General features: G+C 67.9%; 12 protein-coding genes. 8 read left to right on the top strand and 4 right to left on the bottom strand.

The genetic code is table 11. The features are described 5' to 3' along the window. A partial coding sequence (locus tag IJH84_RS14120) for a hypothetical protein (protein WP_295145103.1) occupies positions 1-195 on the top strand: 195 nt, incomplete at its 5' end. A 232-nt stretch (positions 196-427) separates the two neighbouring features. After that, complete coding sequence (locus tag IJH84_RS14115; RefSeq protein WP_295145100.1) at positions 428-811, top strand: hypothetical protein; 384 nt, start codon at positions 428-430, stop codon at positions 809-811. A gap of 156 nt (positions 812-967) precedes the next feature. On the opposite strand, the gene IJH84_RS14110 is transcribed toward IJH84_RS14115, so the two are convergent. Both IJH84_RS14110 and IJH84_RS14105 read right to left on the bottom strand, forming a co-directional pair. Continuing rightward, complete coding sequence (locus IJH84_RS14110; RefSeq protein ID WP_200071735.1) at positions 968-1177, bottom strand: DUF2945 domain-containing protein; 210 nt, start codon at positions 1175-1177, stop codon at positions 968-970. A 67-nt stretch (positions 1178-1244) separates the two neighbouring features. Continuing rightward, entirely contained in the window at positions 1245-2417 is a 1173-nt protein-coding gene (locus IJH84_RS14105) for a cytochrome P450 (RefSeq protein ID WP_295145096.1), read from the bottom strand. 480 nt (positions 2418-2897) lie between these two features. Here IJH84_RS14105 and IJH84_RS14100 point away from each other — a divergent pair, with 480 nt between their 5' ends. The 4 genes from IJH84_RS14100 to IJH84_RS14085 all read left to right on the top strand — a co-directional run bounded on the left by IJH84_RS14100 (position 2898) and on the right by IJH84_RS14085 (position 9322). Then, positions 2898-3677 carry an OBAP family protein gene (locus IJH84_RS14100; RefSeq protein ID WP_295145094.1) on the top strand — a complete coding sequence of 260 codons (780 nt, stop codon included), beginning with the start codon at positions 2898-2900 and terminating at the stop codon, positions 3675-3677. An 80-nt stretch (positions 3678-3757) separates the two neighbouring features. Continuing rightward, positions 3758-4129, top strand: coding sequence for a plasmid stabilization protein (locus tag IJH84_RS14095; protein WP_200071732.1), 372 nt, complete (start codon positions 3758-3760; stop codon positions 4127-4129). Between the two features lie 387 nt (positions 4130-4516). Next, a complete protein-coding gene (locus IJH84_RS14090; protein ID WP_200071731.1) occupies positions 4517-6313 on the top strand; it encodes a thiamine pyrophosphate-requiring protein in 1797 nt (598 codons plus the stop codon). A gap of 84 nt (positions 6314-6397) precedes the next feature. Further along, positions 6398-9322, top strand: coding sequence for an FAD-binding and (Fe-S)-binding domain-containing protein (locus tag IJH84_RS14085; protein ID WP_295145089.1), 2925 nt, complete (start codon positions 6398-6400; stop codon positions 9320-9322). 5 nt (positions 9323-9327) lie between these two features. Here the strand turns inward: IJH84_RS14085 and IJH84_RS14080 are convergent, their stop codons facing one another. Further along, the gene (locus tag IJH84_RS14080) at positions 9328-9960 is read right to left on the bottom strand and encodes a bifunctional 2-polyprenyl-6-hydroxyphenol methylase/3-demethylubiquinol 3-O-methyltransferase UbiG (protein ID WP_295145086.1); all 633 of its coding nucleotides are present in this window, start codon (positions 9958-9960) and stop codon (positions 9328-9330) included. A gap of 67 nt (positions 9961-10027) precedes the next feature. After that, a complete protein-coding gene (locus IJH84_RS14075) occupies positions 10028-10846 on the bottom strand; it encodes a bifunctional allantoicase/(S)-ureidoglycine aminohydrolase (RefSeq protein WP_200071729.1) in 819 nt (272 codons plus the stop codon). Between the two features lie 419 nt (positions 10847-11265). Here IJH84_RS14075 and IJH84_RS14070 point away from each other — a divergent pair, with 419 nt between their 5' ends. Together IJH84_RS14070 and IJH84_RS14065 are read left to right on the top strand one after the other, a co-directional pair. Then, complete coding sequence (locus tag IJH84_RS14070) at positions 11266-12735, top strand: NCS1 family nucleobase:cation symporter-1 (protein WP_200071728.1); 1470 nt, start codon at positions 11266-11268, stop codon at positions 12733-12735. Positions 12736-12770: 35 nt separating this feature from the next. Next, positions 12771-13406, top strand: a 636-nt coding sequence (locus IJH84_RS14065; protein ID WP_295145080.1) for an aspartate/glutamate racemase family protein, incomplete at its 3' end; no start/stop codon positions are given.

Raw genomic sequence — 13406 nt, 5'->3', positions numbered from 1 at the left:
TCGTTTGATGAGCGCGGGGCCGTACGGATCGAAAAGCTCGACGACAGGTGGCGCGTGGGATCTGCTTTCGAGCCCGACAAGTGGAGCGGGCTGCATACGCTGCGCGAGGTGGACGATTGCGTCAGCTTGTTCATCGAAGAGCTGCATTCAGCCGCCTTGCGTCAGTTGAACATGCGTTTGGAGCATTATATTTGATTTTGCGTCGTGCTTTTGATTCGCTTTCCGTGTCTGCGCAACCGATCGTCTCGAATCTCGCTTCGTAAGCGAACGCTAGGGAGCGAAAATTCGCTTGCCAATCTGACTCGGTCTTGCAGGCTGAAGTCGGTACCTACGGATCATGCTGATGAAAGAGACAGGGGAGTCGCTTGGTGCATGTCAGTGTGGCGTGTTTGAGCGTCCGTGCTCGCGGTCCCGTTGGAGGTTCATAATGGTGGCCAGAGTGTTTCCGATGTGGCCCTCCAATGGACGGCTGATCGGTCTCAAGGACATTCTCCGGCTTGTTGGCGATAATTGCTGGGAGTGGCGGATTCATGATCTGGAGGGCACTGGTTCGTTGCCGTATGGCATGTCTTGGGACGAGTTCGACGAGAAGGTCGATGCAGTGCCCTACGTGCTGGCATGGTCCGACTTGGTGAACCTTGCCGACGGATTGGTTCAGGTGACGAACGGGGAGATCCGAGCTATTTGCGCAGGCGAGGAAATGGCGAGGATTGCAGCGTTCGATAGCAGCGAGTGGACGGTTGACCTTCGGGTGAATGAAGTTTGCGACTTCGAGGACCGACTTGATCGGCTGCTGGCAGATGCCGCGTAGGTGTATGCGAAATTGGTGGCTCGGAGTGTGTTGGGCGGCGTTAGGTGTTAGCGCGCTGACAACTGCGGGTCAGCACGAAGGTCGGCACCGGGAAACGGAAGTCGAAAGTGCCGGTGGGTACGCCCACGGCGTCCGGTCCGCAAAGAATACACGCGCTTACAGTTTCGTCAGCGCGTCGCCTTTGTGCATGGCGACGTGAGATGTTTTGTCGCTCTTGATCTCGTACTGCGGGTCGTCCGGGCTGCAGCGGCGCGTGTGGCCCTTGTATTCGACGTCTTCGGTGTGCTTCTCGATGATGACGCCCGAGACGTAGCCCGCTTCGGAATTCCATTCGACGTGGTCGCCGACTGAGAATTGGGGTGCCATCTCGACTCCTTCCCGCGTGATCCTGCAGCGAGTATGTGCGGGTCGACGCCGGTGTGCACGGCTGTGGTCAGCGTGGCCTGGCCTGCACCGCGAGCTGCTTGGCGGCGACCATGGTCTTGGCGTCGAAGAACTCGCCGCCGACCACGTCGATGTGCTGGTAGTGGTCGAACAGCCGGTTCAGCGCCACCTTCGCCTCCAGGCGGGCGAGTGGGGCGCCGATGCAGAAGTGAATTCCCTTGCCGAAGGACAGGTGCTTGTTCGGCTTGCGGTGGATGTCCACTGTGTCCGGTGCGTCGAAATGGCTCGCGTCGCGGTTGGCCGAGGCCAGCCACGGGAGAACCATGTAGTCCTGCGGAATCGACACCCCGCCGATGGACAGCTCCCGCGTAGTGCGCCTGCCGACCATGGGGAACGGCGACCGATAGCGCAGGAACTCCTCGACGGCCTGCGGGATGAGCTCCCGGTCCGCGCGCAGTTGCCCGGCGATCTCGGGGTGCTCGTTCATGATCTGGATGCTGTTGCCCAGCAGCGCGGTGGTGGTGATGTGGCCCGCGATGAGCAGCAGTCCGGCGAACCCGATGATCTCTCCGTCGGTCAGCGCCCGTCCATCCGCCTCCGCCGCGGTGAGTTGGCTGGTCAGATCGTCGACAGGGGCCGCGCGGCGAGCGCGGATGTGCCCGAGCAGGTACTCGTTCAGTTCCCGCATGGTCGGCTCGACCTGTGCGCGGGTGCGCTCCAGCTGCTCTTGGCTGAAGTCCCCGGCCTGCTGGGACAGCAGCGTGTCCGCCCATTTCCGGAACAGCGGGCGGTCGTCGGTCGGGATGCCCAGCAGCTCCGCGATCACGATCACCGGTAACGGGTAGGCCAGCGCGTCGACCACGTCGAACTCGGTGCCCGCTGCCGCGAGCAGTCCGTCGGTGACCTCGGTGATCCGCGGTTGCAGCCCCGCGATCACCTTGGGGGTGAACGCCCTGCTGACGAGCCCGCGCAGCCGGTCGTGCCGCGGAGGGTCGAGGTTGATGAAGTTGCCTTCGGCGAAGACGTCGCCCTGCGTGCTCCGGGGCGCGAGCTCGTTGAGATCGGAGGAGAAGTCGCCGGTCTCGGTCAGCGCGGTGTAGACCTCCGGATAGCCGAACAGCTGCACGGTGCGGTTGTCGTGATCGACCTGCACCGCGGCTTCCTCCCGCGCGGAGCGCAACCACTCGTGCAGACCTTCGAAGGTGGTGGACGGCCTGGTCATGTCGGTCACTTCTTTCCGGTCGGGTGGTGGACGGACGTCGATGCATTGTCCTCGCACCCAGGGGGGTCGCATCAGTCTTAGGCCAGCACTAGGCTGCACAACCTATAGGTTTCGTCCATCTAGCCGAGAACTCAGGTTGTGACTGATCGACAGCTGCCGCAGTGGGTCTCCAGCATCCGCGAACCCGTGTGGCACATCCCCGTGTCGGGCGGTGAAGTCCCGCATGCGCACTGCGGGTGCGAGGTGCACGGCCCGGTCCACGCCCTTCGTGCCGAGATGCCGCCCGACGACGGCCGCCGCATCTGTCAGGTCTGTGCGGCCCGGGCCGGTCTCGCTTCGCTCGACTACCTGCCGACGCGGCGTCGACCGGCCTTCATCCGGGCATTGAGCGTCGCCGACCCACAACACTGAGCTCGGACGGCCGCGAACCCACCGGCGGTCCGGCGCGTAACGTCCGAGGCGCCCGGGTAGGCCCGGTGCATGGCATCCACCCGCTGCTCGTGCGACTCCGGCCGAGGGACGGCCGGAGCCGTCGGTTTCGGTGTGGCCCTCGGGGTGGTGACCACGGTCGGCATCACGCTCGGCCGCAAGGCGGCGACGCTGGCCAAGATCGGCAAGGGGCATTCCGCGAAGCATCGGGCCCTCGACCTGGCGGCGGGCGTGCTGCAGCCGAAGTATCCGCTGGAGGCGATGAGCACCTACCTCAACGGCTTCCACATGTACGCCGATGAAATGGGCAGGCAGGTGCAGGCGTCGCACTTCTGCGTCCACCTGCGCCACGACCTGCACCAGTGCGTCATCTTCGACCGCAACGCGCCCGATGCCCGGCTGATCGGTATCGAGTACATCATCGGCGAGGACCGCTTCCGCGAACTGCCCGAAGACGAGAAGCGGCTGTGGCACAGCCACGACTACGAGGTCAAGTCCGGCATCCTGGCCGCTCCGGGAATTCCGGACATCGCGGAGAAAACCTACTTCGAAGATCTGGTCAGAACCTACGGGAAGACGTTCCACACCTGGCAGTACGATCGCGACGACTTCCCGTACGGGATTCCGCAATTGATGATGGCGTTCACCGCGGACGGGCAGGCCGACGAGGCGTCGATCCGCGACCGCGATCGCGCGCTCGGCATCTCCGCACCCGGCAAGCGGCGCAACCGGGCCGACATTCCGACGCCGCAGGTGGCGCCGGGCGCGAACTCCTGGGAAAGCGGCCGGAGCGTGCAGACCCGGCTCGACGAGGTCGACTTCGAGCGGTAGTGCGGATGAGCCGCCGGGTTTAGCCGAAGGTGCACCGGGAAGGCCGTTGGGGAGTGCACGGTCTGCTTGAGGAGGAATCGATGCCACGACAGACCTCTCGGCGGCAACGCCGCAATCCGCGCGAACAGGAGTGGAGCGACAAGGCCGACCGCCAGTACGAGCACGTTGAAGCTTCCCAGGAGCAGCGCGGCGCCAGCCGCGGTCGTGCCGAGGAAATCGCGGCGCGCACGGTGAACAAGCAGCGCGCCCGCAGCGGTGAGGCGAGCCGGCAGAGCAAGACCTCGATGGAGGACATCCCCGCTCCGCGTCGCGGCGGGATCCGCTCCGGCAACCGGTACGGCCCCGGCGGGCGCACCAAGGCCCAGCTCTACGCCGACGCCAAGGCGCGTGGCATCAAGGGCCGCTCGAAGATGACCAAGGCCCAGCTCGAAGAGCAGCTCGCGCGGGCGTGAAGTTCGTGGGAGAAGTCGCCGCGCGGACTCCTTCCGGGCCGCGCGGTACCGCTGGTTAGACCGAAGGACCGCGCGATAAACGTGGGTCCACATGCTCGCCGGGCTGGCAGTGCAAACCGAAATACCGGCTGGACGCCGGATTCCTTGAGTAGCGGCTCATCCGGACGAAATGAGAGTCCCGGCCGGGAACAGCACGAACTTGCCGGTCCAACGGTTCTGGTATCTCGGTGACGACGAATCGGCCTAACCGGCCCTGCGCATTGCGGACGAGTTTCCGCTGGCCACGACACCGACCGCACCAGCGCCCGCGGCGGGTTTCGGCCGATGTGGTCCGGGTATCGCGATACTGAATGACGACTGTCGTCTCGGGCGATACGGGGTGCTGACATGGCGGAGTTGGTCTCCGACTACCTACTGCGTCGGTTGCGGGAGTGGGGCGTCGAGAAGGTTTTCTCGTACGCCGGTGACGGGATCAACGGGATCCTCGCCGCGTGGCAGCGCGCGGGCGACGATCCCCGGTTCATCCAGGCGCGGCACGAGGAACTGGCCGCCTTCGAGGCCGTCGGCTACGCGAAGTTCTCCGGGGAGACCGGGGTGTGCATCGCTACCGGAGGGCCCGGTGCGGTGCACCTGCTCAACGGTCTCTACGACGCGAAGCTCGACCACGTTCCCGTCGTGGCGATCGTGGGTCAGCAGGGCAGCACCTCGCTGGGCGGCTCGTACCAGCAGGAGATCGACCTGAAGTCGCTGTACAAGGACGTGGCCAGCGAGTACGTCCAAGAGGTGACGGCACCGCAGCAGCTGCCGAACGTGCTGGACCGGGCGATGCGCACCGCTCGCGCCCGGCGCACCGTGACCGCTGTGATCATTCCCGGGGACATCCAGGACCTGGAGTACACCGCTCCGTCGCACGCGTTCAAGATGGTGCCCTCCAGCCTCGGCCTGTCGGACTCGGTCGTGACACCGGGGCGAGCCGACCTCGACCACGCCGCCGAGATCCTCAACTCCGGCGAGCGGGTGGCCATGATGATCGGTCAGGGCGCGCACGGCGCCGTCGACGAGGTGGTCGAGGTGGCCGACGTGCTGGGTGCCGGTGTCGCGAAGGCGTTGCTGGGCAAGGACGTGCTCTCGGACGAGCTGCCGTACGTCACCGGAGCGTCCGGACTGCTGGGCACCCGGCCGTCCTGGGAGTTGATGCGGGACTGCGACACGCTGCTGATGGTGGGCGCGAGCTTCCCCTACAGCCAGTTCCTGCCCGAGTACGGCCAGGCCAGGGCGGTGCAGATCGACATCGACCCGACCATGATCGGGATGCGCTATCCCTTCGAGGTGAACCTGCTGGGAGACGCGCGAGCGACGCTGCGCGAGCTGCTCGCGCGGTTGCACCGCAAGCAGGACCGCTCCTGGCGCGAGCAGGTCGAGGGCACCGTGCGCAGCTGGCGCAACGTCATGGAACGGCGGGCGGGCGTCGAAGCCGACCCGATCAACCCGGAGCGGGTCTTCCACGAGCTCTCCCCGCTGCTGCCGGACGACTCCATCCTGACCTCGGATTCGGGCTCTGCGGCGAACTGGTACGCCCGGCACCTGATGATCCGCGGCGACATGCGCGCCTCGCTGTCGGGCACGTTGGCGACCATGGGCCCGGGCGCTCCCTACGCGACCGGAGCCAAGTTCGCGCATCCCGATCGCCCGGTGTTCGCACTGGTCGGCGACGGGGCGATGCAGATGAACGGGATCAACGAGCTGATCACCATCGCGCACTATTGGCGGGACTGGGACGACCCGCGGGTGATCGTCGGAGTGCTCAACAACCGCGACCTCAACCAGGTCACCTGGGAGCTGCGAGCGATGAGCGGTTCGCCGCAGTTCCTGCCTTCCCAGCGGTTGCCGGACTTCGACTACGCCAAGTACGCCGAGAGCCTGGGGCTGCGCGGGATCAAGGTCGACGAGCCCGGCGACATCGAGGGCGCGTGGCGACGTGCGCTGCAAGCCGACCGGCCTTGCCTGGTCGAGTTCGTCACCGACCCGGCCGTGCCGCCGATCCCGCCGCAGGCGAACTGGGACCAGATGGAGAACGTCGCTTCGGCGCTGCTCAAGGGCGATCCCGAGGCGTGGTCGGTGGTCGCGGAAGGCGCCAAGTCCAAGGCCCAGGAGATCATGCCGGGCCGTTCGAGCGGGCGCTGAGCGAGCGGACGCGCGGTGCGCGGTCGCGCACCGCGCCGCCGGAGACCGCGCACGGCCTCGAGGTCGTGGGGCCGAGGAGGCGAAATGGTAGCGACCGGACTACCCGGCGTGCCGCGGGTCGACGTCACGGCACTGGAAGATGCGCTGCGGACCACTGTGGACGCCGAGGTCCGGTTCGACGCGGGCTCGCGGGGCGCTTACTCGACCGACGGGTCGAATTACCGGCAGGTCCCGATCGGTGTGGTCGTCCCGCGGTCGGTCGAGGCCGGAGCGCAGGCGGTGCGCGTGTGCCGGGAGCACGACGCGCCCGTGCTCTCCCGCGGCGGCGGCACGAGCCTCGGCGGGCAATGCGCGAACGTCGCGATCGTGATCGACTGGACGAAGTACTGCAACGGCGTGGTTTCGGTCGATCCGTCCGGATATCGCTGCGTGGTCGAGCCCGGCATCGTTTACGACGAGCTCAACCGCGCCCTCGGGCCGCACCGGGAGAAGTTCGGGCCCGCGCCGGCGACGCACAGCCACTGCACGATCGGCGGCATGATCGGCAACAACTCGTGCGGCGCGAGCGCCCAGAAGTACGGCAAGACCGTCGACAACGTCCGGCGGCTGGAGATCCTGACCTACGACGGGTTGCGGTGCTGGGTGGGTCCGCTGACCGAGCGCGAACTCGAGGCCGTCATCGCCGAAGGAGGCCGGCGGGGCGAGCTGCACCGGCGGCTCCGGGACGTCCGCGACCGCTACCGGAACGAGATTCTGCAGCGATATCCGGACATTCCGCGCCGGGTGTCCGGGTACAACCTCGACTCGCTGGTGACCGGGGACGGCTTCAACGTCGCCGCGCTGCTGGTGGGCAGCGAGGGAACGCTCGCGACGGTGCTGCACGCCGAGATCGACCTCGTCCCGACCGTGCCGTGCACCGCGATGCTCGTGCTCGGCTACGCCGATGTCGCCGCGGCTGCCGATCACGTGCCGACGCTGCTGTCGCTCAGCGACCCGTTGCAGCTCGAAGCGGTCGGTGGCGAGCTGACGCATTTCATCCGCGAGCAAGGGATGTTCCCCGGATCGCTCGCGTCGCTGCCGGAAGGATCGAGCTGGCTGTTCGTCCAAACAGGAGGGAACTCCGCGGACGAGGCCGACCGGCAGGTGACGCGCGTGCTGGAGGGGATCGGCAAGTCCACTGAGGACGCCGACGTCGCGGTCTCCGACGATCCCGAGCGCGAGTCGCAGATGCTCAAGGCCCGGGAGGCCGGGCTCGGTGCCACCGCGAACCCGCCGGACATGCCGGAAAGCTGGGAAGGCTGGGAGGATTCCGCGGTCCATCCCGAGCGGCTGGGCGACTACCTGCGCGATCTGCTCGCGCTGTTCCGCGAGTTCGACTACGAGCGCCCCGCGCTGTACGGCCACTTCGGACACGGATGCGTGCACATCCGCATCCCGTTCCGGCTCAAGAGCGGGCCGGGCGTGGCCCACTTCCGCGAGTTCGTGCGGCGGGCCTCGCACCTGGTCGTGTCCTACGGCGGGTCGTTGTCCGGGGAGCACGGTGACGGCCAGGCCCGCGGCGAGATGCTCAGCATCATGTTCGGCGATCCGGTGGTGCGGGCGTTCGCCGAAGTCAAGAACATCTTCGACCCGGCCAACCGGATGAACCCGGGCAAGGTCATCGCGCCGTACCGGGTGGACGAGAACCTCCGCCTCGGGCCGGATTACCGGCCCGAGCACTCCTCGACGTTCCTCGGATATCCCGATGACGACGCGAGTTTCCACCAGGCGGTGATGCGTTGCGTCGGGATCGGCAACTGCCGCAGCACGACGGGCGGCGTGATGTGCCCGTCGTACCGGGCCACCGGCGAAGAGGAGCATTCCACGCGCGGGCGCGCGCGGTTGCTCTTCGAGATGATGCAGGGCCACAGCGATTCGCCGATCGGCGACGGGTGGCGTTCCGAGGCCGTCAAGGACTCGCTCGACCTGTGCCTGGCCTGCAAGGGGTGCAAGTCGGACTGCCCGACCGGTGTCGACATGGCCAGCTACAAGGCGGAGTTCCTCGCGCAGCACTACCGGCACCGGCCACGTCCGGCCGCGCACTACTCGCTGGGCTGGCTTCCCGCGCTGGCACAGGCCGCGCAATGGGCGCCCGGACCGGTCAACGCCGCCTTGCACGCACCTGGTGCGGCCCGGCTCGGCAAACGGCTCGCGGGCGTGACGCCGGAACGGGAAGCACCTCGGTTCGCCAGGGCGAGCTTCCAGCAGCAGTGGCGCCACCGGGACTCCGCCGAGCCGCGCCCCGGTGATTCCGACGCGGTGGTGCTGTGGCCGGACACCTTCACCAACCACTTCGAGCCGTGGATCGCGCGGGCGGCGGTGGGAGTGCTGGAGAGCGCGGGATTCCGCGTGGCGGTGCCGACGAAGCCGGTCTGCTGCGGCTTGACGTGGATCTCGACCGGTCAGCTGGACACGGCCCGGCGGGTGCTGCGACGCACCCTCCGGCTGCTGCGCCCTTGGCTCGAGGCAGGAACACCCGTGGTCGGGCTGGAACCGTCCTGCACCGCGGTTTTCCGGTCCGACACCCGCGAAATCCTGCCGCACGACGAAGACGCGCAACGGTTGCGGTCCCAATACTGCACGCTCGCCGAAGCGTTGCGCGAGCACGCCTCGCAGGACTGGCGACCTCCCGAGGTCGGTGCGAGCGCGGTCGTGCAAACGCACTGCCACCAGCACGCGGTGCTCGGATTCGCCGCGGATACCGCGATTCTGCAGCGGGCGTCCGTCGACGCGAACGTGCTCGACTCCGGTTGTTGCGGCCTGGCCGGGAACTTCGGGTTCGAGCAGGGGCACTACGACGTGTCGATGGCGTGCGCGGAGCACTCCCTGCTGCCCACCTTGCGCGAGACCGATGCGGACACGCTGGTGCTGGCCGACGGGTTCAGCTGCCGGACGCAGATCGCACACGGCAGCAACCGGCGGGCGTTGCATCTCGCCGAGGTCCTCAGCGGCGAGTCAACTCCTCGATGAGCTGATCAGGCGCTGTTCTGCGCGACGTCACCGCCGACCGGGCTCAGCACCGCGACCAAGAATCCGGAGTCCCGGGCGAGCGGGCGCAAGTCCCAAGTGGACAACTTGAGGTCGGTGCCGAGCCCCGCTGCCGCGGCGTCGGCGAAGAACTCGTCGAAGTCGTATCCCCGGCCCGCCCCGAATCCGACCGCGAGCCGCCCTTCGGCCGGGAGGTGTTCGCGGAAGTTCGCCAGGACGGCGCCACGCGTTCCCGGCGCCAGGAACGGCAGCACGTTCCCGGCGCACACGATCACGTCGAACGGCGCGGTGATGCCGTGCCCGCGCAGCTCGAGTTCGGACAGGTCGCCGACGATCCAGCGCGGCCCGGGATGGTCCTGCTCGGCAGCCGCGATCAGCGCGGCGTCGACGTCGACCCCGACGACGTCGTGACCGGCCGCGGCCAGCGCGGCTCCGACCCGGCCGGGTCCGCAACCCGCGTCGAGGATGCGCGCGCCGCGCGGGGCCATGGCGTCGACCAGGCGCGCTTCACCGGCGAGGTCGTTGCCCGCGCGAGCCATGCCGCGGAGCCGGTCGATGTACCAGGCGGAGTGCCCGGGGTCGGCGGCGACCTTCTGCATCCAAAGACTTTGCTCGGCCATGGCTCCATTGTCCTGCACCTGGACCGAGGTCCGTTGCTGCGGTCGCGCGCGAGGCGCCGGCTCCCGCTCAGGTCAGCTTGATCTGGCGGTTGACGTCCTTGTAGAGCAGGTACCGGAACTTGCCCGGTCCGCCCGCGTAGCAAGCCTGCGGGCAGAAGGCGCGCAGCCACATGAAGTCTCCCGCCTCCACCTCCACCCAGTCGCCGTTGAGCCGGTACACGGCCTTGCCTTCGAGCACGTAGATCCCGTGCTCCATCACGTGCGTCTCGGCGAACGGGATGACCGCGCCCGGCTCGAAGGTGACGATGTTGACGTGCATGTCGTGGGCGAGGTCGTCCGGGTCCACGAACCGCGTCGTGGCCCATGCTCCGTTGGTGTCGGGCATCGGCGTGGGCTGGATGTCCTGCTCCTGGACCGCGAACGCCGCGGGCGCGTAGCCCTCGAGCGGTTCGTAGGCCTTGCGGACCCACTGGAAGCTGGCTCGCTCGCCGGAATCGTTGGCCACCGACCAGTCGGCCCCGGCCGGGATGTAGGCGTATCCACCGGGGGTGAGGTCGTGCCGGGCTCCCTCGATGACCAGCCGCAGCTCGCCGCCGAGCACGAACACGACGGATTCGACGCCGCGCTCCGGTTCCGGCCGGGTGCTGCCGCCTCCCGGCGACACCTCGACGACGTACTGCGCGAACGTCGTCGAGAACCCTTGGATCGGCTTGGCGAGGATCCACGCCCGAGTGCCGTTCCACCCGGGAAGGTTGCTGGTGACGATGTCGCGCAGCACGCCGCGCGGGATGACCGTGTACGCCTCGGTGACCAGTGCGCGGTCGGTGAGCATGGTGGATTGGGACGGCAGGCCGCCCTCGGGGGCGAAGTAGGTCGGCTGGCTCAAGTGATCCCTTCCTCGCTGGGGGGCGGATGCGGCCGCGGAACACGGGATACGTTCACGTATACACAACGGGCGCCGGACGAGGATAGGCAAAAGCAGCCGACTGCGGAAGGCGTCACGCGTCGAACGCCGATGAGCGCGCAGCGCGTCCGCGGAGCCGCCGAGCCGGTTTCGGCGGCGCTGTTGACGGCGATCAGGACGGTCGCTACGGTCTTCCGCATCCCAGCCGTATACTTCCATATTGCGGAAGTTCACATCGCTCGGTGTCGTAGTGCCGCCGATCGCTCCGTCGTGCCCCGCGCGCCTCGTCGCCCGGAGTCGCATGGACCGCGAGAGCGTCGCCCGATCCTGACTCAGCGGAGAGTCCAAATGCGTCGAATGACCGCCGCCCCGGGGGCAGCGCAGAACTCGGAGGCGGCTCGATGACCGCCACCGACAACGAAGCGAGCTGCACCCCGAGTCCCCGGTTGTACAGCTACGACCTGGCCCCGACCAAGAAGGACGGGCGCCGCTGGGGCGCGTACAACGTCTTCACGCTCTGGGCCAACGACGTGCACAGCCTCGGCAACTACGCGTTCGCGATCGGGCTGTTCGCACTCGGGCTGAACGTGTGGGGGATCCTGGCCGCGTTCCTGCTCGCATCGGTGCTGCTGTTCCTGCTGCTGACGCTGTCCGGCTACATGGGGCACAAGGCCGGTGTGCCGTTCCCCGTCATGAGCCGCATCGCGTTCGGGACGAAGGGCGCGCAGATCCCGGCCGCGGTCCGCGGAATCGTCGCCATCGCCTGGTTCGGCATCCAGACCTACCTCGCGTCTTCGGTGCTCAACACCCTCCTGGTGGCGATGTTCCCCGCACTGCGGAAGCTGGAAGCGCAGACGGTGCTGGGGCTGTCGCTGCTCGGCTGGCTCACCTTCCTCGTGCTCTGGCTCGTCCAAGTGCTCATCGTCAGCTACGGGATGCACGTGATCCGCAGGTACATGGCGGTCGCGGCACCGACGACGCTGATCACGATGTTCGGCCTGGCGGTGTGGATGTTCGCCCGCGCGGACTGGTCCATTTCGCCGTCCACGGCCGAGCCGCTCACCGGGGCGGCGATGTGGCTGCAGGTCCTGCAGGGCGCCGCGCTCTGGGTCGTGATCTACGGGACGTTCGTGCTGAACTTCTGCGACTTCACGCGCTCGGCCAAGAGCCGCCGCTCGATCGTGGGTGGCAACCTGGTCGGCATCCCGGTGAACATGCTCTTCTTCGCCACCATCGTCGTGGTCCTCAGCGGAGCGCAGTTCAAGCTGAACGGGCGGGTGATCACCAGCCCCGCCGACATCGTCCAGACGATTCCGAACACGTTCCTGCTGGCGGCCGCGTCGGTCGCGCTGGTGCTGCTGACGATCGCGGTGAACCTGCTCGCCAACTTCGTCGCGCCGATCTACGTGCTGGTGAACCTTTTCCCGCGGCAGCTGAACTTCCGCCGGGCAGGGCTGGTGAGCGCCGTCATCGGCATCGTCATCCTGCCTTGGAACCTCTACGACAACCCGGTGGTGGTGAACTACTTCCTCGGCGGCCTCGGCGCGCTGCTCGGACCGCTGTTCGGCGTGATCATGGCGGACTACTGGCTGCTGCGCAGGACCCGGGTGAACGTCCCGGACCTCTACACCGAGCAAGCCCAGGGCGAGTACCACTACCGGCGCGGGTACAACCCGAAGGCGGTGTGGGCGTTCGTCCCGTCCGCGGCGATCGCCGTCGTGCTCGCGCTGGTGCCCGCCTTCGGCGCCGCATCCGGGTTCTCGTGGTTCATCGGTGCGGCGCTCGGGGCCGTCATCTACGCCGCCATCGGTGACCGCGATCCTGACGGGCGGGACGTGGACGGCGAGTCGATCGCCGTCGCGGCCGAGTGAGCGGCCCCGGCACGGGACTTCGCGAAAGGTGAATCGTGCGCATTCTCATCGTCAACGTCAACACGACTCCGTCGATCACCGAATCGATCGGTGCGCAGGCCGCCGGTGCGGCGGCTCCCGGCACCGAGATCGTCCCGCTGACGCCGCCGTTCGGCGCGGAATCGGTGGAGGGCAACTACGAGAGCTACCTCGCGGCGGTCGCCGTGATGGAAGCCGTCCGGGCCTACCCGGAACCGTTCGACGCCGTCATCCAGGCCGGCTACGGCGAGCACGGCCGGGAAGGCCTGCAGGAGTTGCTCGAGGTCCCGGTCGTGGACATCACCGAGGCCGCCGCGAGCACCGCCCAGTTCGTCGGCCGCACCTACTCGGTGGTGACCAGCCTGGACCGCACCGTTCCGCTGATCGAGGACCGGCTGGCCGCCGCAGGGCTGAACAGCCGGTGCGCTTCCGTGCGCGCGAGCGGTCTGCCGGTGCTGGAGCTCGACCGCGATCCCCGGGCCGCCGTCGAAGCCATCGCCCAGGAGGCGGTGCGCGCGGTGCAGGACGACCGGGCCGAGGTCGTCTGCCTGGGCTGCGGCGGCATGTCGGGCCTGGCCGAGCGGGTGATCGAACGCACCGGAGTGCCGGTCGTCGACGGGGTCACCGCGGCGGTGACGACCGCCGAATCCCTC

Source organism: Saccharopolyspora sp. (assembly GCF_017434145.1).
Classification (GTDB): Bacteria; Actinomycetota; Actinomycetes; order Mycobacteriales; family Pseudonocardiaceae; genus Saccharopolyspora_C; species Saccharopolyspora_C galaxeae.
This window is presented reverse-complemented; position numbering and strand designations above follow the sequence as displayed.